24 protein-coding genes, 1 tRNA gene and 2 pseudogenes are annotated in these 27,000 nt (G+C 65.1%); 16 read left to right on the plus strand and 11 right to left on the minus strand.

Going from position 1 to position 27,000, the window contains the following annotated elements:
- The first annotated feature begins 12 nt into the window (after positions 1 to 12).
- On the plus strand, positions 13 to 699 hold the full coding sequence (locus tag ACRECX_RS09820; protein WP_431558655.1) for a TetR/AcrR family transcriptional regulator: 687 nt from the start codon (positions 13 to 15) through the stop codon (positions 697 to 699).
- A gap of 15 nt (positions 700 to 714) precedes the next feature.
- Here ACRECX_RS09820 and ACRECX_RS09825 read toward each other — a convergent pair.
- Positions 715 to 2,436, minus strand: a pseudogene (locus ACRECX_RS09825) (SulP family inorganic anion transporter).
- Between the two features lie 258 nt (positions 2,437 to 2,694).
- Between ACRECX_RS09825 and ACRECX_RS09830 the strand changes: the two are divergent.
- Positions 2,695 to 2,771, plus strand: a tRNA-Pro gene (locus ACRECX_RS09830).
- Positions 2,772 to 2,907: 136 nt separating this feature from the next.
- On the opposite strand, the gene ACRECX_RS09835 is transcribed toward ACRECX_RS09830, so the two are convergent.
- Complete coding sequence (locus tag ACRECX_RS09835; RefSeq protein ID WP_431558656.1) at positions 2,908 to 4,893, minus strand: phospholipase D-like domain-containing protein; 1,986 nt, start codon at positions 4,891 to 4,893, stop codon at positions 2,908 to 2,910.
- Positions 4,894 to 5,194: 301 nt separating this feature from the next.
- Here ACRECX_RS09835 and ACRECX_RS09840 point away from each other — a divergent pair, with 301 nt between their 5' ends.
- Complete coding sequence (locus tag ACRECX_RS09840; RefSeq protein WP_431558657.1) at positions 5,195 to 6,118, plus strand: MBL fold metallo-hydrolase; 924 nt, start codon at positions 5,195 to 5,197, stop codon at positions 6,116 to 6,118.
- Here ACRECX_RS09840 and ACRECX_RS09845 read toward each other — a convergent pair.
- The 3 genes from ACRECX_RS09845 to pdxH all read right to left on the minus strand — a co-directional run bounded on the left by ACRECX_RS09845 (position 6,078) and on the right by pdxH (position 8,437).
- Positions 6,078 to 6,983 (minus strand): DUF1499 domain-containing protein, encoded by a 906-nt coding sequence (locus ACRECX_RS09845; RefSeq protein ID WP_431558658.1) that lies wholly within the window; start codon positions 6,981 to 6,983, stop codon positions 6,078 to 6,080. The genes ACRECX_RS09840 and ACRECX_RS09845 overlap by 41 nt on opposite strands.
- A 78-nt stretch (positions 6,984 to 7,061) precedes the next feature.
- A complete protein-coding gene (locus ACRECX_RS09850) occupies positions 7,062 to 7,817 on the minus strand; it encodes an SDR family NAD(P)-dependent oxidoreductase (RefSeq protein ID WP_431558659.1) in 756 nt (251 codons plus the stop codon).
- Positions 7,817 to 8,437: a pyridoxamine 5'-phosphate oxidase gene (pdxH, locus tag ACRECX_RS09855; RefSeq protein ID WP_431558660.1), complete on the minus strand. Its 621-nt coding sequence runs from the start codon at positions 8,435 to 8,437 to the stop codon at positions 7,817 to 7,819. Before pdxH ends, ACRECX_RS09850 begins: the two co-directional genes overlap by 1 nt.
- A gap of 209 nt (positions 8,438 to 8,646) precedes the next feature.
- On the opposite strand from pdxH, the gene ACRECX_RS09860 reads away from it, so the two are divergent.
- The 5 genes and pseudogenes from ACRECX_RS09860 (at position 8,647) to aroC (ending at position 14,542) form a co-directional block, all read left to right on the plus strand.
- Positions 8,647 to 9,021: an RT0821/Lpp0805 family surface protein gene (locus ACRECX_RS09860; RefSeq protein ID WP_431558661.1), complete on the plus strand. Its 375-nt coding sequence runs from the start codon at positions 8,647 to 8,649 to the stop codon at positions 9,019 to 9,021.
- A 521-nt stretch (positions 9,022 to 9,542) separates the two neighbouring features.
- Positions 9,543 to 9,626, plus strand: a pseudogene (locus tag ACRECX_RS09865) (MHYT domain-containing protein); the annotation flags it as partial.
- Between the two features lie 64 nt (positions 9,627 to 9,690).
- Positions 9,691 to 11,811, plus strand: coding sequence for a putative bifunctional diguanylate cyclase/phosphodiesterase (locus ACRECX_RS09870; RefSeq protein WP_431558662.1), 2,121 nt, complete (start codon positions 9,691 to 9,693; stop codon positions 11,809 to 11,811).
- A 93-nt stretch (positions 11,812 to 11,904) separates the two neighbouring features.
- Entirely contained in the window at positions 11,905 to 12,723 is an 819-nt protein-coding gene (gene fabI, locus ACRECX_RS09875; RefSeq protein WP_431558663.1) for an enoyl-ACP reductase FabI, read from the plus strand.
- 727 nt (positions 12,724 to 13,450) lie between these two features.
- On the plus strand, positions 13,451 to 14,542 hold the full coding sequence (gene aroC / locus ACRECX_RS09880) for a chorismate synthase (protein ID WP_431558664.1): 1,092 nt from the start codon (positions 13,451 to 13,453) through the stop codon (positions 14,540 to 14,542).
- On the opposite strand, the gene ACRECX_RS09885 is transcribed toward aroC, so the two are convergent.
- Positions 14,539 to 15,285: a TlyA family RNA methyltransferase gene (locus ACRECX_RS09885; RefSeq protein ID WP_431558665.1), complete on the minus strand. Its 747-nt coding sequence runs from the start codon at positions 15,283 to 15,285 to the stop codon at positions 14,539 to 14,541. The two genes, aroC and ACRECX_RS09885, sit on opposite strands and share 4 nt — an antisense overlap.
- A 128-nt stretch (positions 15,286 to 15,413) precedes the next feature.
- Here ACRECX_RS09885 and ACRECX_RS09890 point away from each other — a divergent pair, with 128 nt between their 5' ends.
- The 4 genes from ACRECX_RS09890 (at position 15,414) to ACRECX_RS09905 (ending at position 17,534) form a co-directional block, all read left to right on the plus strand.
- Positions 15,414 to 16,001: an SET domain-containing protein gene (locus tag ACRECX_RS09890; RefSeq protein ID WP_431558666.1), complete on the plus strand. Its 588-nt coding sequence runs from the start codon at positions 15,414 to 15,416 to the stop codon at positions 15,999 to 16,001.
- A gap of 79 nt (positions 16,002 to 16,080) precedes the next feature.
- Positions 16,081 to 16,506, plus strand: a complete 426-nt coding sequence (locus ACRECX_RS09895) for an SET domain-containing protein (protein WP_431558667.1) — start codon at positions 16,081 to 16,083, stop codon at positions 16,504 to 16,506.
- Positions 16,496 to 16,978 carry a hypothetical protein gene (locus tag ACRECX_RS09900; protein WP_431558668.1) on the plus strand — a complete coding sequence of 161 codons (483 nt, stop codon included), beginning with the start codon at positions 16,496 to 16,498 and terminating at the stop codon, positions 16,976 to 16,978. Before ACRECX_RS09895 ends, ACRECX_RS09900 begins: the two co-directional genes overlap by 11 nt.
- Positions 16,979 to 17,048: 70 nt before the next feature.
- A complete protein-coding gene (locus ACRECX_RS09905) occupies positions 17,049 to 17,534 on the plus strand; it encodes a hypothetical protein (RefSeq protein WP_431558669.1) in 486 nt (161 codons plus the stop codon).
- Here the strand turns inward: ACRECX_RS09905 and dxs are convergent.
- Positions 17,531 to 19,459 carry a 1-deoxy-D-xylulose-5-phosphate synthase gene (gene dxs / locus ACRECX_RS09910; protein WP_431558670.1) on the minus strand — a complete coding sequence of 643 codons (1,929 nt, stop codon included), beginning with the start codon at positions 19,457 to 19,459 and terminating at the stop codon, positions 17,531 to 17,533. The two genes, ACRECX_RS09905 and dxs, sit on opposite strands and share 4 nt — an antisense overlap.
- Before the next feature lie 187 nt (positions 19,460 to 19,646).
- On the opposite strand from dxs, the gene ACRECX_RS09915 reads away from it, so the two are divergent.
- A complete protein-coding gene (locus tag ACRECX_RS09915) occupies positions 19,647 to 20,948 on the plus strand; it encodes a cytochrome P450 (protein ID WP_431558671.1) in 1,302 nt (433 codons plus the stop codon).
- Positions 20,949 to 20,961: 13 nt separating this feature from the next.
- Here ACRECX_RS09915 and ACRECX_RS09920 read toward each other — a convergent pair whose 3' ends face one another.
- Positions 20,962 to 21,219 (minus strand): exodeoxyribonuclease VII small subunit, encoded by a 258-nt coding sequence (locus tag ACRECX_RS09920; RefSeq protein ID WP_431558672.1) that lies wholly within the window; start codon positions 21,217 to 21,219, stop codon positions 20,962 to 20,964.
- Positions 21,220 to 21,263: 44 nt separating this feature from the next.
- Positions 21,264 to 22,196 carry a histone deacetylase family protein gene (locus tag ACRECX_RS09925; protein ID WP_431558673.1) on the minus strand — a complete coding sequence of 311 codons (933 nt, stop codon included), beginning with the start codon at positions 22,194 to 22,196 and terminating at the stop codon, positions 21,264 to 21,266.
- A 77-nt stretch (positions 22,197 to 22,273) separates the two neighbouring features.
- On the opposite strand from ACRECX_RS09925, the gene ACRECX_RS09930 reads away from it, so the two are divergent.
- The 3 genes from ACRECX_RS09930 to ACRECX_RS09940 are packed head-to-tail and all read left to right on the plus strand — an operon-like array spanning position 22,274 to position 25,365.
- Complete coding sequence (locus ACRECX_RS09930) at positions 22,274 to 23,224, plus strand: L-threonylcarbamoyladenylate synthase (protein WP_431558674.1); 951 nt, start codon at positions 22,274 to 22,276, stop codon at positions 23,222 to 23,224.
- A gap of 9 nt (positions 23,225 to 23,233) precedes the next feature.
- The gene (locus ACRECX_RS09935) at positions 23,234 to 24,670 is read left to right on the plus strand and encodes an FAD-binding oxidoreductase (RefSeq protein ID WP_431558675.1); all 1,437 of its coding nucleotides are present in this window, start codon (positions 23,234 to 23,236) and stop codon (positions 24,668 to 24,670) included.
- A complete protein-coding gene (locus ACRECX_RS09940) occupies positions 24,667 to 25,365 on the plus strand; it encodes an O-methyltransferase (protein WP_431558676.1) in 699 nt (232 codons plus the stop codon). Before ACRECX_RS09935 ends, ACRECX_RS09940 begins: the two co-directional genes overlap by 4 nt.
- 13 nt (positions 25,366 to 25,378) lie before the next feature.
- Here ACRECX_RS09940 and ACRECX_RS09945 read toward each other — a convergent pair whose 3' ends face one another.
- Both ACRECX_RS09945 and ACRECX_RS09950 read right to left on the minus strand, forming a co-directional pair.
- Positions 25,379 to 26,263, minus strand: coding sequence for a polyphosphate kinase 2 family protein (locus tag ACRECX_RS09945; protein WP_431558677.1), 885 nt, complete (start codon positions 26,261 to 26,263; stop codon positions 25,379 to 25,381).
- A 43-nt stretch (positions 26,264 to 26,306) separates the two neighbouring features.
- The gene (locus ACRECX_RS09950; RefSeq protein ID WP_431558678.1) at positions 26,307 to 26,987 is read right to left on the minus strand and encodes an SOS response-associated peptidase; all 681 of its coding nucleotides are present in this window, start codon (positions 26,985 to 26,987) and stop codon (positions 26,307 to 26,309) included.
- Positions 26,988 to 27,000: the final 13 nt, after the last annotated feature.

Consider the following 27,000-nt stretch of genomic DNA (forward strand, 5'->3'; position numbering starts at 1 on the left):
TACGGTGTAGAATTGTCAAGAACGGGCAAGGCCAAATCGAAGGCCAAATCTCGCCCCCGGGGGCGGCGCGGCCTCGACAAAAACGACCTGCTCGACGCGGCCTTCGACCTCATGTCGCAGAACGGCGAGGCGGGCTTTTCGGTGCGGAAGCTCGGCTCCAGCATCGGCGTCGATCCCATGACGGTGCTGCACCATTTCGGCTCTAAGGACGAGCTTTTGCGGCGGATCGCCGACCGGGCGCTCGCCACCGTCGAGCCGCCGGTTGCGAGCGGCGACTGGCGCACCGACCTGCGCGCCGTGGCGGTCGCCTACCGCAACCTCGCCCACCGTCATCCCCGCCTTTTTCACCTGCATTTCCGCTATCACGCCACCGGGCCCACCGATCATGCCTCGAGCGAGGTGGTGTATGGCGCGCTGCGGCGCGCCGGCCTGCCGGACGACGAGGCGGCGGGGCTTGGCCTCGCCTTCTACGCCTTCGTTCTCGGCTATGCCTTGGCGGAGGCCGAGGGGCTGCTGCGCCCCATCAGCGAGGAGGATGAGGCCGAACTCCAAGCGCTCGACCCCCTCACCTGCCCGGCAACCGTCGCGCTCATCCCCGCCTTCCAGGCGCTCGACTCCGATGCGGCCTTCGCGGCGGCGGTCGACACCTTCATCGCGGGCGTGGCGAGCCGGCGCAGGGCAATGCGCGCGAAGAACTAGCCAAGGGCACGCGGGTCAGGAGGCCGCCTCGGCCGCCAAATGCGGCCTGGCATGAGCCACCGCCTGCTCGGCGGACTTCGCGAACCGCACCAGCGGCTTCTTGAGTCCGGCCCGCACCAGGACACGCCGGACGCTTGGGCTGGCGCCGGTCAAGAACACCAAGGTCCCCGCCCGGTTGAGCTTCTCGGCGAACCGCAGAAGGGCCTTCGCCGCGGTGCTGTCGACCATCGGAACATCGGAGAAGTCGAGCGCCAGCACGCGGGGCAGCTTGCCGATCCGGTCCAGAACGCCGCTGACGGCGGCCGTCGCCCCGAAGAAGAAGGCGCCGCTGATGCGATAGATCACGACGTCGCTGTCAGCCGACGCAGCCGGATCGTAGGTCATGCGGCCGGCGTAGTCGTCAGCCCGGTCGTCGGCGATCAATTACCCCTGGCCGTTCACCTCGACGCTCTCGGCCATGCGGTGGAGGAAGATGAAGGCGCCGAGGACGACGCCGACGCCGATGCCCGTGGTGAGGTCGACGAACACAGTGAGGAGAAAGGTCGCCAGCAGGATGAGCCGGTCGCCGGCCGAGGTCCCCAGCAGGACCATGAAATCCTCGCGCTCGGCCATGTTCCAAGCGACGAAGGCCAGCACGGCCCCGAGCGCTGCGAGCGGGATATAGCCTGCAAGCGGCGCGGCGATGAGCATGAACAGGAGAAGATAAAGGGCGTGCAGCATCCCGGAGACCGGTCCCACGGCGCCGGCGCGAACATTGGTCGCCGTCCGCGCAATGGTGCCGGTCACGGGAACGCCGCCGAACAGGGTCGAGCCGACATTGGCCACGCCTTGGGCAACGAGCTCGCAATTGGAGCGGTGCCGGCGTCCCGACATGCCGTCGGCCACCACCGCCGACAGCAGAGATTCGATGGCCCCGAGCAGCGCGATGGTCACCGCGTCGGGAAGCACGGCCTTGAGCTTAGCAAAACTCCACGGCGGCAGTGCCGGGGGCGGCAGCTCTCGCGGCAAGCCGCCGAAGCGCGAGGCGATGGTGTCCACTTCGAGCGCGAAGGCCCAGACAACTGCCGCGGCGACCGAGACCGCTATCAAGAACCCAGGCCAAGCGGGGCGCCATTTGCGCAAACCTAAGATGATCGCAAGCGCGATCATGCCGACCGCGAAAGCTTGCGGGTTGATCGTGGCGCGGGCCGCCCACAGTGCCTCAAGCTTCGGCACGAAGGCCGCAGGCTCGCTCGGCAGATCGAGGCCGAGCAGCTCCTTGAGCTGGCTGGCAAGGATGATGACGGCGATGCCCGTGGTGAAGCCGACGGTGACCGGGAAGGGAATGTATTTGACGTAAGTGCCGAGCCGGAAAAATCCGGCCGCAATCAGGATCACCCCGGCCACCAATGTGGCAAGCACGAGCCCGTCATAGCCCTGCCGCTCGACGACGGCCGCAACCAACACAATGAAGGCGCCGGCCGGCCCGCCGATCTGGAATCGGCTGCCGCCGAGCGCGGAGACGAGAAAGCCGCCGGTGATCGCCGTGTAGAGCCCGCGCTCAGGTCCGACGCCGGAGGCGATGGCGATGGCCATGGAGAGCGGCAGCGCGACGATGGCGACGGTCAGCCCGGCGATGGCGTCGGCGCGGAAATCCTTGAGGCCGTAGCCTTCGCGCAGGACCGTGACGAGCTTCGGCGTGAACAACTCGGCGAAGGACGGCCCGCGCCGGCTTCCAGATCTTGAGGCTGCCTCCATGCGACCCTCGACCGCGAGACAACGCGACATGGTTCTAAAGGCTAGGAGGGCGCACGGCCTCGCGCGGCGGTGCTCGCGCAAAAAGCTGCCCGTTGGGCCGGATTCGACGATGCCTAGCGGATTGGCGTTTAGGTAGCCGGCCTTGCATTCGGCCACAATGCGCCCTAGTAGCGCGGCTTGACCGGGAAGAGCCGGAGGCCGACCGGCTTTGTTGCGAGCCCCGGCCGGGGCGTCTATATACGTCACTCTTCAGCCAAGCGGAGTGTAGCGCAGCCTGGTAGCGCACCTCGTTCGGGACGAGGGGGTCGCAGGTTCAAATCCTGCCACTCCGACCATTACTCAAGTGCTTAGCTGGGGTCAGGCCAGCGGAAACAGTTTCGGAACAGGTTGGCTGAAGCAGGTTCGACTGGCTCTGCGGACCAATGGCAGGCGACCACGGGCGCGTAACGTGACGGAAATTCCGGTCCGTCTTCACATTTGGGCGAAGTAGCGAATTAGAGCCCCTTTTCTCCCCTCGACATAACCGTCCTGCCACCTGTCGTCCTTCTCGAGAAAGCCTGACCAGGGCTTCTTTCCCTTTCGCGCACGCTCCGTTTCGATCGCCCGGAACCGATAGTGGTCAAATACATCGAGGATATGCACGGCATAGGCTTCGGCCAGCGGACGGTTATGGCTGACAATGACCATGTTCTCGTCATTGGAATAGGACGCCTTGAATCCGAGATTGTGACTGCCAAGGATGACGTGGCAGTCATCTGACTTGGGATCGATCACCACAAGTTTGTCGTGAATGATCGCACCTATCCCGCCTCGTGCGGTCAATTGTTCGGCGCCAAAATCATCAAGAAGGTTTCTATCGTCGATTCGCGCAGCGCGGACGATCGAAACATTCCCCTCATCAAAGGTAGAGGGAGATTCACCTTCCTCGACGACGACGCCGTCCTTCTTTTTTGTCGCAATGTAGTTTGGCATGGCTTGCGCGCTCGATACTGCCCCAGTAACGAGCAGGGTCGTATCGTTGCGACCGATTTCAATCACCTCGCCAATAATGCAGTCGTTACCCTTTTGGCCAGGATAGAAGGCTAGGAATAAGATGGCCTCCCGCGCGCGGCGCATGAGGTGGTAAACGTAGCTCAGGTCCGGAGGTACGGACGCGCCCTTTTTCGAGGTCGGCTTTTTTCGTTGAGGCATATTGGGCGAGAACCACAATGTTATCCTCGTCCCGTCAGCGGCCTCCACTTCACCCGGCAACTCGTTCGATTTGCGAAATGTCGGGTTCTGCTGACTGTCATTCATGCCCTTGCCAAATGGTCTTGGCACCTTGAGGACGTCTTGCTTCATGCGATGCCAATAGTCCAGAAATACACCTGCCACCTTGTCGTCCTCGATCAGCAAGGCGTTGTTCGTTTGGCCTGCCAAGCCAGTTGAGGTCCAGTTGGTGCTGCCCGTGAAAACGGATCTGGCTCCTCCGTCCGGGGGAACATGCACAACAAATTTGTTGTGACCGATATGAATTGAGTTGTTGAACATGCGGTGTTGGATATCCGCACCCGCCTTAACCAGCGCGCGGCGCGCCTCTTTGTTGCGCACGTCCCACTGCTTTCCCTTACCTAGGCCGGTATTCGACAGAATGACGTGGATGCGCGAGGCATTGGCAATCAGGATGTCCTGAAGTTCACTGTCTTCAAGCTCGTAAAGGGCCAAATAGAACTCCCCCTCCCGCGCGAAGAGATTGTGAATCAAGGGAATGACATCACCGGCGAGGTACTTGCGGTGGCCATCCTTCGGATTCTCAAGCTTCTTGATAAGCTCATCTGGCTCGATCACGCCGTCAGCCAACAGGACGTTCCGCAGCCACTGCGCCGCCAGAATCCCGTTGGTGAAGGTTGATTGGAACGAGCCCCTCGTCCGCGTCACGTGAATGTCGTTCGAAGCAACCGCTGGCGCCAGATACGCTAGCGGCCGCGGCTTCCCCTCATAGGCACGAATGCGCGTCCGAACTGGCTTCCCGTCTTCACCTTTCACGGGGTTGCCCTTGCTGTCGCGTTTGATTTCCGTCGTGAATTCCTTGCCGTTTGAAGGCACAGCCTCGAGGCCTGGCTTCAACTCGCCTACCGGGCGCACCTCGTAGCGCACCCGCGCGTCTTCTGGGCGACGATCGGCGCGGTTGCGCTTTTTGCGCAGCGTCAGATCACGCCAGGAGAGCTTCTGAACGGGCCAGACGCCCGTGTCCTGCTCAATCCATTTCGGATTGCGCTGTCCCTTGAATGGAACCCAGCTGGCACATTTCACGCGGTCTTCACTGCCATCGGCGCGGCGGATAATACGACCCCGCTCGTCAATGTAGACGCGCGTGACCTCAAAGCCCAGGCAGTCATCTATCTTGTCGTCGATTGCCCAGGCGACATACGCAACTTCATTATTGCAATAGGCGCGAACCGAAGTGACTTTGCTCATGCACGTCCTCCCCAAGATATACGCGCATAATACGACGATAGAACTGTCGGTTGTATTCGAGACATAGCGCCTTGGTGCAATCCGATTATGACAATGACGATCCCTTGACCGGTGTTCGCTCTGGCTCAAAATCGCCCGCTCCACCGCAAAATCCGGGTCGAAAGCGGCCGCAATCAGACACATTTTGCGCAAAAAGCCATGGGAAAGTTAACATTGCCAGGCGGGTAGCGCTGTTGCCCCGCCGCCGCTCCGCTACACTGGCCGCGCGGGTTCACCAGAAGACCAACAAGACCTCAAGACCATGTCGGCGGAGCTTGCCTTCAATCGAAGCGTTGACGTCGACTATGGCGTGGCGGAAGAGGTTGCGCCCGGCATCAGGCGCATCGTGGCCAACAACCCCGGCCCCTACACATTTCTCGGCACCAACACCTATCTCGTCGGCTCAGGCCACGTCGCGGTGATCGATCCGGGACCCGCCGACGAGGCCCATCTCGCGGCGATCGCCAAGGCAACGCGCGGCGAGCGCGTCCGCCATATCCTCATCACCCATAGCCATCACGATCATTGCGACGGCGCCAAACCACTGCAAGCCAAGCTCGGCGGCGACATCGTTGCTTACGGGCCGACCGGCACGCCACGCGGCGCCGACGCGCCTGGTCTCGGCGACGCGTTCGTGGATGCCGCCTTCGCGCCGGACGTCGCGGTTCGAGATAGCGACACGGTCAAAAGCCGCGGCTTTGCGCTCGACGTGCTACACATGCCCGGCCACGCGCCCGACCATCTGTGCTTCGCTCTGGTGGGCCAGCGCACGGTGTTCACCGGCGACCACGTGATGGGTTGGAACACCACGGTCATCGCGCCGCCCGAGGGCAACATGGCGGACTTCCTCGCCTCGCTCGAGCGGCTGATGACGCGCCGCGACAAGATGTTCCTGCCGGGCCATGGCGGACGCATCCAAACGCCGCAACGCGTGGTGCGCGCCTATATTACCCACCGCAAATGGCGGGAGCAGACCATCCTCGCCTGCCTCGACGAGGGCGTCTGCACCATCCCGCGCATCGTCGCCAAGCTCTATGGCGCGCTCGACGCCGACCTCAAAGAAGCGGCCGCGCTGTCAGTGCTTGCCCATCTTGAGCACTTGATCGACCGCGACATGGCGGCGGCGGAAGGCGCCGACGACCGGTTCAGCGCCTTTTACGTACGCTCCGCTTCGTCTTCTTCCTAGCCGGCTCGACCGGCTTCGCCACCGGCTCTTCCGCATCCTTCGGTGCCGCCTGTTCGAGCACGGTCTTCTCGCCCTTCTCGAGCGTCGTATTGATCTCGGCGTAGAGCTTGCGGATGCGATCGGCGTTGGCGCCGAAATCGTGCATGCCGTAGCGGGACGCGGAGCGCACGTCGATCAAGGTATGGGCGTCGTCGCCCTTGACCCCGATCACCACGTCGTCGGTGAAAGCCATGATCAGGGACTGATCTGTGGCTTCGATGCGGCCGAGGCCGCTTTCGCCGGGTGTCTCGTTGACGAGCACGGTCCAGCCGAGCCGGCTCACCGCCTCGTTGACGATGGCGAACACCTCCGGCGCCGAACGCTCGAGAAACATCGGCCCGATATCAGGATAGGCCTCGGCCTGTAGCTCGGACTTCTCGGCGTCCGGGTTGACGAGGAGATTGGCGTCGCGGGGACGCTCGTTCGCCAGCGCCGTGAACTGTAGCGCATCGGCGGGCGAGGTCTGCACGTCGGTGAGGGGCGGCAGGAGTACGGCCTTCGACAGGAAATATGCCGGCAGAGCGAGGCCGAGCAGCGCGACGAAGATCGCAGCGAAGTCCTCCGACGCGCCGCTCTGGCCGCCGAACCAAATGCGAATGAGGGAGATCAGGGCGATGACCATGGCGATGAACAGCGCGGCCACCGAGACGGCGATCAGGTTGATGGCGGCCGGCGTGCCAAGACCGGCGAAGCGATGCAGCAGCACCGTCAAGATGAGGAGCTGCAAGAAGAACAGCGCCATGCGCCGGGCCCACTTGGCCTCCCACGCCTCCTTGACCGCAAAGCGGGCGGTGGAGAATCGCTCCAAGGAGTAGTTCGCCGTCACCTCACCTGATCCTCGTATAGAATACGCCGCCGGGTGTCATCTTAGCGATAAACCGGGGCCATGGCAGGTTTGTGGTGATCACACATGCTGGCCGCCGTCGATATGTAGTTCCGCGCCGTTGATGTAGCTCGACTGGTCGGAGCACAGGAAATAGATGACCTTCGCGACCTCCTCGGGCAGGCCGAGGCGGCGCATGGGGATGTCGGCGATCAGCGCCTCGGTGCCCGGCGACAGGATCGCCGTGTCGATCTCGCCCGGCGAGATGGCGTTGACCCTGACGCCGAGCGGCGCGAAATCGGCAGCCATCTCGCGGGTGAGCGCGGCCAACGCCGCCTTCGACGTGGCGTAGGCGGATCCGGCGAAAGGATGGACGCGGGAGCCGGCGACCGAGCTGACATTGACCACGGCGGCGCCCGCCGCCTCCAGCTCGTCGATCAGGCCGCGCGCGAGCAGGATCGGCGCGAAGAAATTGACCTGGAACACGTGCTGCCAATCGTGCAGCGGCGTGTCGAGGGAGGAGAGGCGGCTGCCGCCCGACCCCTTCGGCGAGATGGCCGCATTGTTGACCAACGCATTGAGCCGCGAGCCCTGGTCGCGCAGGCGGTCCTTGATCTCGGCTACGGCGCGGACCGTGCTGTCGATATCGGCGAGATCGACCTGGATGTGATCCTCAGGTCCCGCCTCCCACGGACAATCTTCGGGAAAGGGTTGGCGCGAGCAGGAGATCACCCGCCACCCCGCCGACGAGAAGCGCTTGACCGTGGCGTGGCCGATGCCGCGCGAGGCGCCGGTCAGCACGAGCGTTCTGCGCTCTTCGTTGGGAATGATGGCCATCACGGGCAGAGACGGGTCTTGGTCCAAGCGCCGCTCGGGCTAGCGCGGCGGAACACGATGCGGTCGTGCAGGCGGAACTCCCCGCTCTGCCAGAATTCGATCTCGACGGGACGCAGCCGGTAGCCGCGCCAATAGGCTGGCCGCGGCACCTCGCCGTCCGCGAACTGCGCGGCGTAGCGCTTGACCGCCTCCTTCAAAGCGGCGCGGCTCGCGAGCGGCCGCGACTGGCTCGACGCCCAAGCGCCGATGCGGCTCATCGGGTGGCGCGTGGCGAAATAAGCGTCGGCTTCCGCTTCGGTCGCGGGCTCGATGGCGCCGCGGATGCGGATTTGGCGTCCCAAACTCTTCCAGTAGAACAGGAGCGCCGCCTTGGGCGACGCGGCAAGCTCCAGCCCCTTGGCGCTCTCGCAGTTCGTGTAGAACACGAAGCCGCCCTCGTCGGCGCCCTTCAAGAGAATCATCCGCGCATTGGGCAGGCCATCGGCGTCCACCGTGGCGACCACCATGGCCTCGGGGTCGATGGGCTCCGCCGCCGCCGCCTCGGTCAGCCAGCGCCGGAACAAGGCGAGCGGGTCGTCCGCGGTGGTGAAATCCTTAGTTTCCGGCGCGTTGTCGTCCATCTTTCGGCCGCTTTCCGGCGCCGCGCGGCGGGGCCAAGAAAAATCCCGCGGCGGCACGCGCATTTACGTTTTCCTCACTCTGATAGGGCACCATGGCTCCCGTTGATAGTGGGCGCGGTGGGGATTTCGAGTATCGCGTCACAGTTTGGGGACGAATGGTTATGCGTACGTTCCGTTGGAACGCCCCTATCATTGGGGCGGGCGCTCTAGTGTTGTCAGTATTGCTGCCCGCCCCTCTTCTCAAGGCCGAGGAGAGCGGGGCAAGCGAGGCCGCGGCGGTCGCCGCTGAGCCACAGCCGCAGGACTTCAAGGAACTCAAGGCCAGCCTCGATCATTCAGACCGCAGGGTTGCGCTGCAGGCGCTGCAAATGGCGCTGACCGAGCTCGCCGACGGGGTGACGCTGGTATGGCGCCGCCAGGAAAGCGGGCTTGTCGGCCGAATCAAGCCCGTGTCCGCCTTCCGCGACGGCGAGGGCCGTATTTGCCGCCGCCTGATCTATACGCTCGCGCTCGAGGCGTATGAGCGGAAGATCGAGGGGGTCGCCTGTCGCGAGCCAGACGGAAGCTGGTCGATCACAGGCTAGAGGGGAATCACCATGTCACACACGGCTTTGGCGGCAGAGGCTCTCATCCCGCTCGTAGGCGACCGCGAGGCAGACGGCTCGGCGTCCTTGCGGGGCACAAACTCGCGCTTCACGCCGCTTCGCGCCCATTTTGCCCCGTCCCGCGCGGGCGCAAGAGAGGGCCGGAACGAGCGCGAGGTCTCGCAAATGCGCTTCCCGCGGCGAAGTGCCTGCTAGCCGCGCTTCAACCTGAACGAGTTGATAATCCAAGTTAAATTTGTAACTGGGCCTTAAACGCCAGCCTGCTAACCGATTGGGGGCAGCTGGAGTTTCCAGACATGTACAAAGTGCTGACGTGCCTCACCGAGCAGCACGACTATCGCCTCGTCCTCCTTGCCGTCATCACCTGCGCGCTCGCCACCTACACGGCGTTCTATATTTACTCGAGCGTCAGGCGGACGCGCGGCTCGCGGCGGCTCGGCTGGATCGTGCTTGCGGGCGTCGCCACCGGCGCCGGCATCTGGGCCACCCACTTCATCGCCATGCTCGCGTTCAAGACGGGGCTGCCGGCGGCTTACGATCCTGTCCTGACCATCGCCTCCCTGCTCGTCGCCATCGTCGTTACCGCCACCGGCCTCCTGATCGCGGCGCAAGGGCATTCGCGCTGGTATCCGGCTCTCGGGGGCGCGGGTGATCGGCATCGGCATCGCCGACATGCACTACACCGGCATGCGCGCCTACAGCACCATGGGGACCATAGACTGGGACAGCTCGATCGTCGCCGCCTCGATCGTGTTCGGCGTCGTGTTCGCCGCGGCGGCAATGATCAAGTTTCACGAGAGCGCAAGCCGCTGGGCAGCGCTGAGCGGCGCCGCGTTGCTGACGGTCGCGATTTGCACCTTGCATTTCACCGCCATGGGCGCGGCGATCATCACGCCCGACCCGACCATGGTGGTCTACCCGTCCTTCATCGACAATTCGATGATGGCGCTTGCCGTGGCCGGCGTGAGCTCGCTCGTGATCCTCTCGGCGCTCGCCGCCGCCTTGATCGACAAGCAGACCACGCGCGAATCGGCGCTGCGGGTGCATGAGCTCGCCGACGCCGCGGCCGAAGGCATCGTCATCGCCAGGGACGGCGAGATCGTCAACGTCAATCAGCGCATCGCCGAGCTCTCCCAGCGGTCGCAGGAGGAGCTGCTCGGCAAGCGCGTGTTCGGCGATCTTTTGTTCGCCAGCCGTCATCCCAACTGCACGGTCGGCGACCGCCGCATGGAAACCGTGATGATCACCGCATCTGGCGGAACCATTCCCGTCGAGGTGATCTGGAGGCCATACAAGTCCGACACGCGGGCGAACGAGGTCTACGCCATCCGCGACCTCCAGGAGCGCCGTCAAGCCGAGGAGACCATCCGGCAGCTCGCCCAGTTCGATTCGCTTACCGGACTCGCCAATCGCGCCACGCTCCGTCGCCGGCTGGACAATGTCGTCAGGGAGGCCGAGGCGGACGCGCAGTCGTTGGCCGTCATCTGCATCGACCTCGATCACTTCAAGGAGGTCAACGACCTCTATGGCCACGGCGCCGGCGACGAGGTGCTATGCGCCGCCGCCGACCGCATGCTGCGGGTGTTGAGGATCGGCGAGTATCTGGGGCGCGTCGGCGGCGACGAGTTCGTCATCGTGCAGAGCGAAGGCCAGCAGCCGGGTGACGCGGCGGCCTTGGCCGCCCGGCTCATCGAGTCCTTCGAAGCCCCGATCGAGGTCGACGGCAATCCCACTGACATTGGCGTAAGCGTGGGGATCGCGATCTATCCCGATAATGGCGGGACGGCGGAGAATCTCCTCGCCAACGCCGACATGGCGCTCTATCGCGCCAAGAGCACCGGTAGGGGCTGCGCCTGCTTCTTCGAGCCCGACATGGACCTTGCAGTGCGCCGCCGCCGCCGCCTCGCGCAGGAGATGCGGGTCGCCATGGCGGAGCAGGAGTTCGAGATCTACTACCAGCCCCAGGTGAGGATCGCCTCGTCCGAGATCCTGGGTTTCGAGGCCCTGCTGCGCTGGCATCATCCCGAGCACGGCCTGATCGAGCCAAGCGAGTTCATTCCCATCGCCGAGGAGACCGGTCTCATCATCCCGATCGGCGAATGGGTCCTGCGCACCGCATGTCATGAAGCGGCCACCTGGCCGAAGCCATACAGGATCGGCATCAACCTTTCGGCCCGGCAGTTCCAGCATTCGGACCTTCCCGGGGTCGTGCACCGCGTTCTCATCGAGACCGGGCTCCCGCCGGCGCGGCTCGAGCTCGAGATCACCGAGACGGCGCTGTTCGAGAACCTGCAGCGGGCGATCGATTCATTGCGGCGGTTGCGGGCGCTCGGCGTCTCCATCGCCATGGACGATTTCGGCACCGGTTATTCGTCCCTGTCCTCGCTCCAGGCCTTCCCCTTCAACAAGATCAAGATCGACCGTGAGTTCGTCGAGCATCTCGGCGACAAGAGCCACGCGGCGATGATCGTGCGGTCGATTCTCGGTCTTGGCAAGAGCCTCGACATCCCGGTGCTCGCCGAGGGTGTGGAGACCGACCGGCAACTCCAGTTCCTCCGCTCCGTCGAGTGCGAGGAGGTGCAGGGCTATTATTTCGGACGGCCCGCCTCGGCCGAGCGGATCCGCGAGCTGCTCGCCGCCGGCTATGTCCAGGTCCCAGGTCCGATCGAAGAGCTGATTGCGCCAGAGGCGCCGGCGAGCAAGGCGAGCAACGTCACCCCCATAGGGCGCGGCAAGAAGGGCCGGGGCGGGCGCCCGTCGGCGGCCTAACGCTTTGTGCTTCAAATGCCCTCAGCGAAAGCCCTTCCGGCTTCGCTCGCCCCGCATGTATAAAGCCCCGACTTCGAGCGCGAAGGAGGGGTAATGGCCGAAGGCGGAAAACTCATGGCGGGCAGACGCGGCGTCGTGTTCGGCGTCGCCAACAACCGCTCCATCGCCTGGGGCATCACCAAGGCTATCACCGATCAAGGCGCCGAAGTGGCCCTCACCTACCAGGGCGACGCCTTGAAGAAGCGAGTCGAGCCGCTCGCCGCCGAAATCGGCTCCAAGCTCGTGCTGCCATGCGACGTGACCGACACCGCCTCGGTCGATGGCGTGTTCGATTCGCTCGCCAAGGCATGGGGCGGCATCGATTTCCTGGTCCATGCGGTCGCCTTCTCCGACAAGGAGGAGCTCGACGGGCGCTATGTCGACACGACGCAGGAGAACTTCGTCCAGACCTTGCTGATCTCCTGCTACTCGTTCACCGCGCTCGCCAAGCGCGCCGAGGCACTGATGCCGAATGGCGGCTCGCTGCTCACCCTCACCTATTACGGCGCCGAGAAGGTGATGCCCCATTACAACGTGATGGGCGTGGCCAAGGCGGCGCTCGAGGCGAGCGTGCGCTATCTCGCGGCCGACCTCGGCAAGAACAACATCCGCGTTAACGCCATCTCGGCCGGGCCGATCAAGACGCTCGCCGCCTCCGGCATCGCCGACTTCCGCTATATCCTCAAATGGAACGAGTACAATTCGCCGCTGCGGCGCACGGTGTCGATCGAGGACGTCGGCGCCGGTGGGCTTTATCTGCTCTCCGATCTTTCGCGCGGCGTCACCGGCGAGATCCTGCATATCGACGCCGGCTACCATGTGGTCGGCATGAAGAACGAGGACGCGCCCGACATCTCCGTGGTGAAGGAGTAGGTGGGAGCCCGGATGGAGCGCAGCGACCTCCGGGGGCCCAAGTGAATGCACCTGCATCCCCGCATTCCGCTTCGCTTCATGCGGGCCACGTTGCTGTGAAAATATTCCTAGACCTTCCTCGCCGTCTCCGCTACAATGTGCGCACCTCGTCCGCTTAAGGGGCGTTGCTCTAGAGGCGTCTTGAGTGGCGGGACGGGTGCGGCGCCTGCGGGCCTCGTTCGCTGCGAGGCACTCGGGCCGCATCGGGGCTCCCCCCGGGGCCACTACGGGCCCCTGTCAGGAGCTGACTGACCGCCCGGAGCCTATCGCCGGCCAACGGAAATCGGGGCCCGATGCCGAGTAAGACGCCGCGAGTGGCGCGCCGGAAGGCGCCCGCGTGTCCTCGCCAAGGACACGACACCATTACGGACTGCGCCGTTCGGCGCGCCACCCCCTCGTGTCTTGAGGGGAAGAAAGGAGCAAAAGCCGGACGCGGACGCGTCGCGGCAACGAAGAGTCATGTCCTGTCGAGCACTTGCAACACACTCCCCGCTCTCCCCTTGTGGGAGAGCACGCGCCGCTTGCGGCGCGGTGAGGGGTAAGCGGCGTAGCCGCGTCAAGAGAACAACCCCCTCACCCGGCGCGACGCCGGACGGGGTCCGGCCTCGCGCCACCCTCTCCCACGAGGGGAGAGGGGATGGGACTCGCAGGTAATGACAAAGTAGGACATGGACGCCTAAAAGACCTCATGTCGCACAACAGCTTCGGCCATCTGTTCCGCATCACCACCTGGGGCGAGAGCCACGGGCCGGCGATCGGCTGCGTGGTCGACGGCTGCCCGCCCGGCATTCCCATCACCGAGGCCGAGATCCAGGCCTATCTCGACAAGCGCCGGCCCGGCCAGTCGCGCTACACCACCCAACGCAGAGAGCCGGACACGGTCAGGATCCTCTCCGGCGTGTTCGAGACCGAAGACGGCGAGCAGAAGACCACCGGCACGCCGATCGCGCTCGAGATCCAGAATGTCGACGCTAGGTCGAAGGACTACGCGGACATCAAGGACAAGTTCCGCCCGGGCCATGCCGATTACACGTATTTCGTGAAATACGGCGTGCGCGACTGGCGAGGCTCAGGCCGCGCGAGCGCGCGGGAAACGGCGATGCGGGTCGCGGCGGGCGCCATCGCCCGCAAAGTCGTGCCCGGCATGCAGGTGCGAGGGGCGCTGGTGCAGATCGGCCCGCATAAGATCGACCGCGCCAATTGGCGCTGGGACGAGGTCGACAACAATCCCTTCTTCTGCCCCGACCCTAAGGCGGTCGAGACCTGGGCCAAATTTCTCGACGCGGTGCGGAAGAAGGGCTCATCGGCCGGCGCCATCATCGAGATCGTGGCGGACGGCGTGCCTGCCGGGCTCGGCGCGCCGGTCTACGGCAAGCTCGATCAGGACATCGCCGGCGGACTCATGAGCATCAACGCGGTGAAGGGCGTCGAGATCGGCGCAGGATTCGCCGCGGCGGCCATGTCGGGCGAAGAGAGCGCTGACGAGATGCGCAACCGGCCCGACGGCTGGCCCCAGTTCAAGTCCAACAACGCGGGCGGGATCCTCGGGGGCATCTCGACCGGACAGCCCATCGTTGCGCGCTTCGTGGTGAAGCCGACCTCGTCGATCCTTACCCCGCGGGAGACCGTGGACAAGACCGGCAAGGACACCGAGATCTCCACCAAGGGCCGGCACGATCCGTGCGTCGGCATCCGCGCCGTGCCGATCGGCGAGGCGATGGTGGCTATCGTGCTCGCCGACCATTACCTCCGCCACCGGGGCCAAACCGGACAGGGCTAGGCGTCATGGCGGGCGCCGATCAGGAACTCGACATTGCCGCTGCCGCCTTCGATGGGCGACGGAATCACCCCGAGCACGGTCCAGCCCACGCCTTCCAGGAACTCGCGCACGCGGGCGACCGCCCGTTCGCGGTCATCCTCGTCGCGGACGATGCCGCCTTTGCCCACCGCCTCGCGCCCCGCCTCGAATTGCGGCTTGATCAAGGCGACGAGCCAGGCGTCCGGCGCGGCACGCGTGAGCGCCGCCGGCAGCGCCTGGGTGAGGCTGATGAAGCTCACGTCGGCGACGATCGCCCCGGCCGATTCGGGAATGAGGGCCGCGTCGAGAGAGCGCGCGTCGGTCGCCTCGAGCGACACCACGCGCGGGTCGGAACGGAGCCGGTCGTGAAGCTGGCCGCGGCCGACATCGACGGCATAGACCTTGGCCGCGCCACGGGCGAGCAGGACCTCGGTGAAGCCGCCGGTCGAGGCGCCGACGTCGAGCGCCACCCGTCCCGCCGGCGAAAGGCCGAAGGCGTCGAGCGCCGCTCTAAGCTTGATGGCGCCACGGGAGACGGAGACGGCGGCGCCGGGAGCCACGGCGAGCGGCGCATCGCTCCCGACGAGAGCGCCAGGCTTGAGGACGACCTCGCCCGCCACGGTGACCTGGCCCCGTCGCACGAGGTCGGCGGCGCGAGCCCGGGAGGGGGCCAGACCGGCGTCCACCAATTTTTTGTCGAGACGTGTTTTTTTGTAGATGGCCACAAGAGCTTCTCATATGCTCGCGCTCGCGTCGGGAATCCCCGCGCGGCGGACGAAGGCCGGGAGCGGTCGGCGCCGCATCATATACATACTGCGAAGCGCCCCGCTCGGCGCGCCATCGCGGAGGTCTCGTGAGCCAAGCGACAACGGCTTACCTTACCGACAAGTGCGAAGTCCGAAATCGTGACGTAGCTGGCGGTCATTCCGTCATCGCCCGGGAGGTGATCTATCCCGGCGAGCTGATCGGCGTGTGGAGCGGGCGGATCGTCGGCCCCGACGAGCTCGACACGCTGCCGCCGGAGATCCGTCACCATACGGTGCAGGTCGAGGAGGAGCTTTATCTTGCCTCGGTCCATGCGGACGAGCCGCCGGACTTCATCAACCACTCCTGCGAGCCGAATGCCGGCCTCGATGGCCAGATCGCCATCGTCGCCATGCAGCGCATCCTGCCCGGCGAAGAGGTGACCATCGACTACGCCATGTGCGATGGCTCGCCCTACGACGAGTTCGACTGCGCGTGCGGTTCGGCGATGTGCCGGGGCAAGATGACCGGCGAGGATTGGCGCGACCCGGTTTTGTGGGAGCGCTACGCCGGGCATTTCTCGCCCTATCTGCAACGGCGCATCGACGCCTTGCGGCGCGAGCAGGCGTCGCGGCAGCCGAGGCGCAAGCGGGCCCTCGCCCTTGCGGCGAGCGAAGCCCCTGGCGGTGTCCGATGACTCCCGGCGACTGTCCCGGGCGCCTCACGGCGCCTGACCCACTCCCCATTCCCATCAACCAAATCTCAGGAGCGCACTGATGCTGCTTATCAGCACCTATGTGGCCCAGAGCCCCATCGAAGGGCTCGGCGTGTTCGCAGGCGAATACGTGCCGCGTGGCAGCCTGATCTGGAAGTTGAATCCCAAGTTCGACATCTTCGTGCATGAGACCGAGATCGGTACGTTGCCGGCGCATATGAAGGGGTTCATCGCCCGGTACACTTATCCGCATCTGGAGATGCAGGGCTATCGGGTGCTCGACGCCGACAACGGGCGCTTCATGAATCACAGTCTCGCGCCCAACACGGACTTCCGCATTTTCGACACGGGGTACGCGCTGGTCGACATCGCCGAGGGCGAGGAGATCACCTGCAACTATCATGAGTTCGACCCGGGGTTCGTGGGCTTCCTGCCCGGCATGGCCGCCACGACTCTCGACGCGCAGCTCCACGCCAATGGCCGCTAGGATCGCCGGTCTTGGGCTTGCCGTCGCGCTGCTCGGCATGGCGGCTGCCTGGGCGGCCGAGGAGTACCCGGGTTTTGCGTGGATGGCAGATTCGAGCGAGGGTAACGCTTACGTGACCTACGGCTCGACTGAAACCGGCGAGGATTACCTGTTCAACCTGTTCTGCGGTGCGGACAAGTCCTCGGTGATGTCCGTCTACGTGGATATCGTCGGCACCAAGGTCGGCGACCCCGTCACCCTCGATTTCAAGAGCGGCGACGCGACGCTCGTAGTCCCGGGCAGGATCGGGACCGACGAGATGAGCGGCTTCCTGTTCGCGGAGGCAACCGGCTTCAAAGTCAAACCGGTGGTGGCGCTCTTGGGCGGAAAAGGACCGGTAACGGTCAAGACGGGGAGCGTCTTAACCACTTTGCCTGAGAAGGGCCGCGCCAAGACCACAGCCGAGTTTGCCAAGTCCTGCCCGCTGGACTAAGCAGAAGCCCCCGACGGCATGGCCCCATGTCCGGCGGCAACGCAGGTCAAGCCGCGAGCGTTCAGGTCTGATGAAAGTCCGCAAGCTCACGCGCATTGCTCTTGCAGCAGTGCTGCTTGCCGCCCTGTCGTCCCAGTGCGCGGCTGCAGAAACTCTGCTGTGGACGCAGAAGACGAGCGGCGGCTTCGTCACCCTTACCTACGGCGCGCTCGATCCGGCGAAGCATCCCCTGTTCATGCTTTCCTGCATTAACGGGATGGGGATCGCCGTGCTCGACGTGCGCCTTGATCTGCCGGAGACCGAGCCAGGCACCCCGCTCACCATCGAGCTGTCGTCGGGCGGGCTGACGGCCCTGGTCGAAAGCGAGGCCGCCAGTGACGAGGCAAGCGGCGGGACCTTCGCCCAGACGAGCGAGGTCAGGATGAAGCCTGTTCTCGACGTGCTGCGTGGGACGGAGCCGGTGAGTGTCGAGGTGGGCGCCGCGAAAGCCACGCTCTCCGATCACAACCGAACCGAGTCGGTCGAGAAGTTCAGCAAGGACTGCGAGTTGGGCTAAGCGCGGCGTACAACCTCGGTGCCGAGATCCTTGCCGAGGGCGGCGAACACGGCGGCGACGATGCCGGCCCGATCAAGACCCGCCTCGGCATACATCAGGTTGGGCTTGTCCTGCTCGATGAAGCGGTCGGGGAGGGTAAGCGTCCGCACCTTCAAGCCCCGATCGAGGAGACCTTCCGCCGCGAGGGCCTGCAGCACCTGCGCGCCGAACCCGCCGCTTGCGCCCTCCTCGACGGCGATCAGCACCTCGTGGTGCCGCGCGAGCTGGCGGAGAAGCTCCATGTCAAGCGGCTTGGCGAAGCGCGCGTCGGCGACGGTAGCGGGGAGGCCGTAGCCCGCAAGCTCGTCCGCTGCGGCTAGGCATTCGGCAAGCCTGGCGCCGAAGGACAGCAGCGCGACCGCCGAGCCTTCCCGCACGATGCGTCCTTTGCCGAGATCGAGCGGCGTGCCCCGCTCCGGCAGCGGAATACCTGCGCCCTCGCCGCGCGGATAGCGGAAGGCAGAGGGCCCATCGTCGATGGCGGCGGCCGTCGCCACCATGTGCATCAGCTCGGCCTCGTCGGCCGCGGCCATGACCACCATGCCAGGCAGGCAAGAGAGGTAGGCAACGTCGAAGGCACCGGCATGAGTCGGGCCGTCGGCCCCGACCAGTCCGGCGCGGTCGATGGCGAAGCGCACCGGCAGATGCTGGACCGCCACGTCGTGCACTACCTGATCGTAAGCGCGCTGAAGGAAGGTCGAGTAGATGGCCGCGAACGGCTTATAGCCTTCCGTCGCCAAGCCGGCGGCGAAGGTCACGGCATGCTGCTCGGCGATGCCGACATCGAAGCAGCGATCGGGAAACACTTCGGCGAAGCGGTCGAGCCCGGTGCCAGACGGCATTGCCGCGGTGATGGCGACGATCCTGTCGTCGGCGCGGGCCTCGGCAATCAACGCGTCGGCAAAAATCTTGGTGTAGCTCGGCGCGCCGCCAGGCGCCGATTTTTCCTGCGCGCCAGTGACGACGTTGAAGCGGCCGACGCCGTGGAACTTGTCGGCCGAGATCTCAGCCGGGCCGTAGCCCTTGCCCTTCTGGGTGACGACGTGAACCAGGATCGGTCCGTTCTTCATCTTGCGCACGTTGCGCAGTACGGGCAGCAAATGATCGAGATTATGACCGTCGATGGGACCGACGTAGTAGAAGCCGAGCTCCTCGAACAGGGTGCCGCCGGTCCAGAAGCCGCGGGTGAACTCTTCGGCACGCGCCGCGCGCCGTTGCCAGCTCTTGGGCAGGAGCTTGGCCGCGAGCCGCTTCATCCCGCGGCGAAAGCTCCGATAGGTGCCGCCGGAGATGAGGCGCGCGAGATAGGCGCTCATGGCGCCGACGGGCGGCGCGATCGACATGTCGTTATCGTTGAGGATGACGATCAGACGTGAGTCCATAGCGCCGGCGTTGTTCATGGCCTCATACGCCATGCCCGCGCTCATGGCGCCGTCGCCGATCACGGCGACCACGTGGTTCGCGCCGCCGGCAAGGTCGCGTGCGACGGCCATGCCGAGACCGGCCGAGATCGAGGTCGAAGAGTGGCCGGCGCCGAACGTGTCGTACTCACTCTCGGCGCGCTTGCAGAAGCCGGACAGGCCGCCGCCTTGGCGCAAGGTGCGAATGCGGTCGCGCCGTCCCGTCAGGATCTTGTGCGGATAGGACTGATGCCCGACGTCCCAGACCAGCTTGTCGCGCGGCGTATCAAAAACATGATGCAGCGCCACGGTAAGCTCGATGACGCCGAGGCCGGCGCCGAGATGGCCGCCAGTGACCGAGACGGCGTCGATGGTCTCCTGCCGCAACTCATCGGCGAGCTGCTTCAGCTCATGATCGGAAAGCGGCCGCAAATCCTCCGGGGTCTGGATGCGATCAAGCAGCGGCGTGGCATTTTTGGCGCTCATTCGCTTACCTGGCGGATTTACGGGAAAGGGCGTGAAAGATCAGCAAGCTACCTTGCGTCCTTTATCGGCCAAACGGCGTAGTTGCAACTATCGTATAAGGGCGCCCAGGACATCACAGAAGATGGCGGAACAGGCGACCATAACGGAGAGACCGGCCCCGCCCAAGCGGCGTCTTTCGTTTCCGGGAATGATCCTGCGGCTGATCGGCAATCCGATCGCCGCCTGGTCTGACGACTTTTACGATAAGTCGACGATCTACTACCGGTGGCTCGGCATCGAGACGCTGTTCGTCATGGAGCCCGAGCTGATCCAGACGGTCCTGCTCGACGCCGCCGGGAGCTTCTCCAAGCAGCCGCTCTACGACGATGTGCTCGGCGAGGCGATCGGCGGCGGCCTGCTCAACGCGGAAGGCGAGGAATGGCGCTGGCAGCGCCGCCTCGCGGCACCCTTGTTCCGGCCGGAAGACGTGCTCGACTTCGTTCCAGCTTTCGCCGCCGCCTGCGGCCCGGTGCTCGCGCGGTGGCGCGAGGGAGGCGACGGCACCAGCCAGAAGATCGATCAGGACATGGCGCGCGCCACCTTGCAGGTACTTCAAGACACGGTGCTCGGAGCTCATCTCACGGGGGAGGATCGGGACCTGATCGAACAGGCGGGAAGCGATTTTCTTGCCTATTCCGTGTGGAAGCTCGCGCTGACCTCGCTTCGCCTGCCGCCGTCCCTGCCCCATCCTGGCGCGCGGGTGATGGCGCGCGCGGGACAGACCCTGAGACAGGTGGCCGGACGCGTGCTGGCGCGGACGCGGGCGAGCGGGGCGCCGGGCAACGATCTCCTCGGACGCTTGGTGACGGCGCGCGATCCGGCGACAGGCGAGGCCATGCCGGACGATCTCCTCGTCGACAATGTCGTGACCTTTCTCATGGCGGGACACGAAACGACGGCGCAGGCGCTGACCTGGACGCTCTATTTGCTCGCCCTGTTTCCGGAATGGCAGGAACGCGTGCGGGAGGAAGGGCAGAGGGTGGTCGGCAATGGCGTTATTGGCCGCGAGCATCTGGCCCAACTCCCGCTGATGGATGGCGTATTCCAAGAAGCGATGCGCCTCTATCCGCCGGCGCCGAACCTGATGCGCCGGACTCTTGCGCCAGTGACGCTAGGCGATCATGCGCTTTCGGCAGGCGCCACCATCATGATTCCGATCTACGTGGTGCACCGGCACCGGAACTTGTGGCGCGATCCGCTCGCCTTCGATCCTTCGCGCTTCACGGCGGAAGCGCGCGCCAAACGACATAGGTGCGCCTATATGCCGTTCTCCACGGGGCCCCGGTCGTGCATTGGCGCGTCGTTCGCCTTCGCCGAGGGCAAGGCCATGCTGGCGACGCTGCTCGCCGGCGCCCGCTTCGCGCTTCCTGACGGAGAGGCGCCGACCCCGTTGGCCCGCATTACGCTGCGCCCCGAGAAAGGGCTGACGCTCAAGGTCACGCCGCTTTAGCGTCAAGCCCCAGCTAATCCTCGACGTCGAGGGGCTCGGTGCCGGTGGGTTGGCCATTCTGGTTGAGGGAGATCTTTTCCACGCGGGCTTCCGCCTGGCGCAACAGACCATCGCAATGGGCGCGCAACGCCTCGCCGCGCTCATAGATCACGATCGACGCCTCAAGCTCGACGTCGCCCTTCTCCAGGCGATCGACGATGGTCTCGAGCTCCTTCAGCGCCTGCTCGAAACTCATGGCTTTGATGTCGGAATGGTCAGTCGGGTCGGCCATGGCCTGGCTTAGCGCGTTGCGTTGCCTTGGATCAAGGGCTCATCTCAACTGCCGGCGCCCATCAGGGTCTCGACGTGGACGGCGGTCGAATCGGCAAGCGCTTCGAGATCGTAGCCGCCTTCCAGGGTGGAGACGAGCTTGCCGCCGGTGTGCTTGGCGGCCGCCTCAAGCAGCCTCTCGGTGATCCAGGCGAAGTCGGACTCCAACACTCTGAGCTGCGCCAAGGGGTCCTTGAGGTGGGCGTCGAAGCCGGCGGAGACCAGGATAAAGTCTGGCGCGAAATCGTCGAGCGCCGGCAGGATGCGTTCACTGTATGCGGCACGAAAGTCCTCGCCACCATCGCCGGGCCTCAGCGGCGCATTGAAGATATTGCCGACGCCCGTCTCGGAGAGCGCGCCGGTTCCGGGAAAGAGCGGCATCTGATGGGTAGAGCCGTAGAATAAATCCTTGTCGTCCCAGAACGCGGCTTGCGTGCCGTTGCCGTGATGCACGTCGAAGTCGATCACCGCCAAGCGCTTGGCGCCGTGGGCGGCGCGGGCATGGAGTGCGCCGATGGCGATGCTGTTGAACAGGCAGAAACCCATGGCGCGGGAGGGCTCGGCGTGATGGCCCGGGGGACGCACGGCGCAGAACGCATTGTCCGTGTGACCGCCTGCGACCTGATCGACGGCATAGATCGCGGCACCCGCGGCGCGCAACGCCGCCTCCCAGCTGCCCGACGAGACGACAGTGTCGGGATCGAGCCAGTTGTGATGCTGCTTCGGGATTTCGGCGCGGACCATTTCCACGTAGGCCTTGGGATGTAGGCGCTCGATGGCGGCGAGTTCGGCGCGCGGCGCCTCCTCACGCTTGAGGCGCTTGAATTCGGGCTTGGCCAATGCATCAGCAATGGCCCGCAACCGGTCGGCCCGCTCGGGATGACCGAAGCCCGTGTCGTGCTCAAGACAGGCGGGATGGGTCAGGAGCAGCGTGGTCATTCACAAAGTATAGGGTTCACTGACTTCGGCACTCCAGCTTGACCGGCCTGTGGTAACACGCGAAATGAGGGCCGACCATGCCCGTCGTCCCAGCCAACGCCCAGACCATCGGTGACGCCGCGCAGGCGCTTGCCCGCGGTGACATCGTGGCGTTTCCGACCGAGACGGTCTATGGGCTCGGCGCCAACGCGCTCGACGGACGCGCCGTGGCGCGCGTTTTCGCCGCCAAGGAACGGCCGCGCTTCAATCCGCTTATCGTGCACGTGACCGATATCGCCGCGGCGAAGCGGTACGCCGTGTTCGACGCCACGGCACGAAAGCTCGTGGAATCGTTCTGGCCTGGCCCCTTGTCGCTCGTGCTGCCAAAGCGCGAGGGGAGCGGCATCGCCGAGCTCGTCACCGCCGGGCTCGATACGATTGCGCTCCGCGCGCCCAATCACAAAGTCGCGCAAGCGCTCTTGGCCGCGGCGAAGCTTCCCATCGCGGCGCCGAGCGCCAACCGGTCGGGGCGGATCAGCCCGACGCTTGCGGCCCACGTAGAAGCCGAGCTCGACGACATTCCCGCGATGATCCTCGACGGCGGCCCCTGCCAGCTCGGGATCGAATCCACCGTGATCAGCGTGGCAGGACGTACGCCCCTCCTCCTTCGTCTGGGCGCCGTCCCACGCGAGACCATCGAGGCGGTCATCGGGCAGAAACTTGCCCTGGTCGAAACGGATACGCCGATCGCCGCGCCAGGGCAGCTCGAACGCCACTACGCACCCAACACGCCGCTGCGGCTCGGGGCGACGGATGTGCGCCCAGGCGAAGCTCTGCTCGCCTTCGGACCCGACGTGCCAAGCGGCGCATCCACCAGCATCAATCTCAGTCCCAGTGGCGACCTCCAGGAAGCGGCCGCCAATCTCTTCGCCACGCTGCGGGCGCTCGATGACGCCGGCGCGCGCGCCATCGCGGTCATGCCGATCCCCAATTCCGGCTTGGGTGAGGCCATCAACGACCGCTTGCAGCGTGCGGCCAAGGCGCGCTAGCCCTCATTCATGAGCGAGAGCCCAAAACTCCGGCCCCCGAGCCGCGACACCATCGCGGCGCTGGTGCGCATCGTGGGCGAGGAGCACGCGATAACGGACGAAGCGGACATGGCGCCCTACCTCACGGAGTGGCGCGACCGCTATCGCGGCAAGGCGGCGCTCGTGCTCAAGCCGGGGTCGACGGAGGAGGTTGCGGCGATCCTCGCATGCGCCAATGCGGCGCGAATCGCCATCGTACCGCAAGGCGGGAATACCGGGCTGGTCGGCGGGCAGATCCCGTTCGAAAGCGGCCACGAGGTGGTGGTGTCGCTGGAGCGGATGACGCATGTGCGCGACATCGACCTTGCCTCCAACACCATGACGGTGGAGGCAGGACTCGTGCTAGCCGTCGCCCAGCAAGTGGCGGATAGCGCCGGCAGACTGTTTCCCTTGAGCCTTGCCTCGGAGGGCAGCGCGCAGATCGGCGGGGTGCTCGCCACCAATGCGGGCGGCATGGCGGTGCTCGCCTATGGCAGCGCGCGCGACCTCGCACTCGGGCTCGAAGTGGTGATGGCCGATGGGCGCGTGTGGCACGGGCTGAGGAGCTTACGCAAGGACAACACGGGCTACGACCTCAAGGACCTGTTCATCGGCTCCGAAGGCACGCTTGGCATCATTACTGCCGCGGTTTTGCGATTGTTCCCAAAGTCAGTGGAGCGGGTGACGTGCATCGCCGGCATCAAGGAGCTTGAGCGCGCGCCCGCCTTCTTCGCCCGCGTCTATGAGCGCGCCGGGCCGATGCTCACGGCCTTCGAGATCCTGCCGCGGCTCGGCGTCGAATTCGTGCTGAAGCATGGCAGCCGGACACGCGATCCGCTGTCAACGCCCTACCCCTGGTACCTCTTGTTCGAGTTTTCGAGCCCGCGCGAGAGTGACGAGCCCCGCACGATCGCCGAAGGGCTGCTCGGAGAGGGGATCGAAGCCGACGAGATCGCCGACGCGGCGATCGCCGGCTCGCTGACTCAGACACAGGAGCTGTGGCGCTTGCGCGAGCTGATGAGCGAGATGCAAAAACACGAAGGAGGCAGCATCAAGCACGACGTCTCCGTGCCGGTGGCGCGCGTGCCGGAGTTCATCGTCCGCGCCAACCAGCTTGTCGAATTGATGATCCCGGGCGCGCGGCCGGTGCCGTTCGGACATCTCGGCGACGGCAACATCCACTACAATGTGAGCCAGCCGCCCGGCATGGACAAGGCCGTGTTCCTTGCCAATTGGGAGGCGCTCAACGCAGCGGTGCATGAGATCGTGCTCGACCTCGGCGGTTCGATCAGCGCCGAGCACGGCATCGGGCGCATGAAGCGCGATCTCCTGCCCCACGCCAAGGACGCGGTCGCGCTCGAATTGATGCACAAGATCAAGGCGAGCTTCGATCCGAACGGCATTTTGAATCCGGGCAAACTGCTATGACCATCAAGATCTGGGACAGGACCCAGGACGCGAACTGGGACGCGATCGACGAATACATCGCGGGCAACTTCCTCAAGGACGATCCGGCGCTCGAGGCGGCGCTTGAAGCGAGCAAAAAGGCGGGCCTGCCGCCGATCCACGTGGCGCCACTGCAAGGCAAGCTCCTGATGCTGCTCGCCATGGCCATTGGCGCGCGCAAGATCCTCGAAATCGGCACGCTTGGCGGCTACAGCACGATATGGCTGGCCCGCGCCCTGCCCGAAGATGGGCGCCTGATCACCCTCGACGCCAACGCCGACTATGCGGAGGTCGCCCGCGCCAACATTACGATTGCGGGACTTGCCGGCCGGGTCGAGGTGCGCGTCGGCAACGCGCTCGAAACGCTGCCGCAGCTCGAGACGGAAAGCGCCGGACCGTTCGATCTTGTGTTCATCGACGCCGACAAGCCGAGCACTCCTCAGTACTACGACTGGGCGGTCAGGCTGTCGCGCCGCGGCAGCCTCATCGTCGTCGACAATGTGGTGCGCGAGGGGGCGATTCTCGCCGCGCAGAGCGACAACCCGCACGTAAGGGGCTTGCGCGAGTTCTACGCCCGCGCCGGCGCCGATCCGCGGGTGAGCGCCACCGCCCTCCAGACCGTGGGCAACAAGGGGCATGATGGGCTCGCCATCGTGCTCGTCATTTCCGAGCCATAGGCAACGCCTGTCGCTATTTCTTCTCGGCCAAGAGTTCGGCGTGTGCCTTCTCGATGGCCTTCATTTCCTCTTCGTCGACTTTGGGGAATTGCAGATCGAGCGCGTCCATATGCTCGGCAAGCGCACCGGCGACAACCAGGCGCGCGAACCATTTCTTGTCGCACGGCACCACATACCACGGCGCATGCTTGGTCGCCGTGTGGCGGATCATATCCTCATAGGCGTCGGCGTAACGGTCCCACAGCTTGCGCTCGACCACGTCGTAGGGTGAGAATTTCCATCTCTTGTCAGGATCGTCGATGCGCGCAAGCAAGCGCTTCAGCTGCTCCTCCTTGGAAATATGAAGAAAGAATTTGAGAGGTACCGTCCCATTGCGGGCAAGGTGGAGTTCGAAATTGTTGATGTCTTCGAAGCGCTGTTGCCAAATGTCGGGCGTAACGAGCTTTTCCGGCAAGTTCTGCTTCTCGAGCAAATCGTGGTGTACGCGTACCACGAGGGTCTCTTCGTAGTAGGAGCGATTGAAGATGCCGATGCGGCCGCGCATCGGCAACGCAACCGTCGTGCGCCACAGGAAGTCGTGGGCGAGCTCGAGGCTGCTCGGCTGCTTGAAGGAGTGCACCGAGCAGCCTTGCGGATTGACGCCGGACAGAACGTGCTTGATGACGCCGTCCTTGCCCGCGGTGTCGATGCCCTGCAGGACCATGAGAATGGCCCAGCGTCCCTCGGCGTAGAGCCGCTCCTGCAACTTGGCGAGGCGCTTGACCCCGGCCTCCAGCATTTCCTTGCCGTCCTCCTTGTCGAAGTCGACGTCGGCCGTGTCGCTCGGGTCGTAGTCCTTGAGCTTGAAACCCTCGCCTTTGGTGACGCGAAATCGCTCGATGATTTTCACTGGAAGCATCGTTTCCCCCTGTCTGGCGCCGGCCGAGTGTCGCACGCTTCCTCTAGAGGAGGGAGAGCTGAAGCGGCTCTTGGATGCCGGGCTCGTCTTTTCGCGAATCGTTGATCTTCGGGTGCAGCTCGATCGCCTCGAACAGATTGTCCGGGGCAGGCGCAAGCAGCGCGGCGGCGTCCTCCGGCTTTACGTCGTTGACATCGAGCCACGCCTCGAACTGCTCGGGGGGAAGGACCACCGGCATGCGGTCGTGGAGCGCGGCCACGGTGCGGTTGGCTGGGCAAGTCAGGATCGCAACCGTGTCAACCTCGCCGCCTTCAGGATCCCGCCAGCGCTCGTAAAGCCCGGCAAAGGCGATCAGCCCTGGCTCGCGCGGCCGCAGCAGAAACGGTCGGCGCTTTCCCTTGGGCCCTGTCCACTCGTAGAAGCCGTCGGCGGGCACCAGGCAGCGGCGCCAGCGCATGGCGTTGCGGAACGAGGGCTTGACAAGCGCCTCCTCGGACCGCGCGTTGATGAGGGTGGGGAACTTCTTCGGGTCCTTGACGAAGCGGGGAAGCAAGCCCCAGCGCATGAGCCGAAAGCGCCTGCCGCCTTCGCGGTCGCGGCACACCACGGGAATTGGCTGGGTCGGGGCGATGTTGTAGCGCGCGGGGAAGTTGGGCGTGTCGGCGTAGCCGAAATAGGCGCGCACGGCCTCAGGCGGCGTGGTGAGATTATAGCGCGAGCACACCGTCGCAGGTCCT

Source organism: Methyloceanibacter sp. (assembly GCF_050726195.1).
Classification (GTDB): Bacteria; Pseudomonadota; Alphaproteobacteria; order Rhizobiales; family Methyloligellaceae; genus Methyloceanibacter.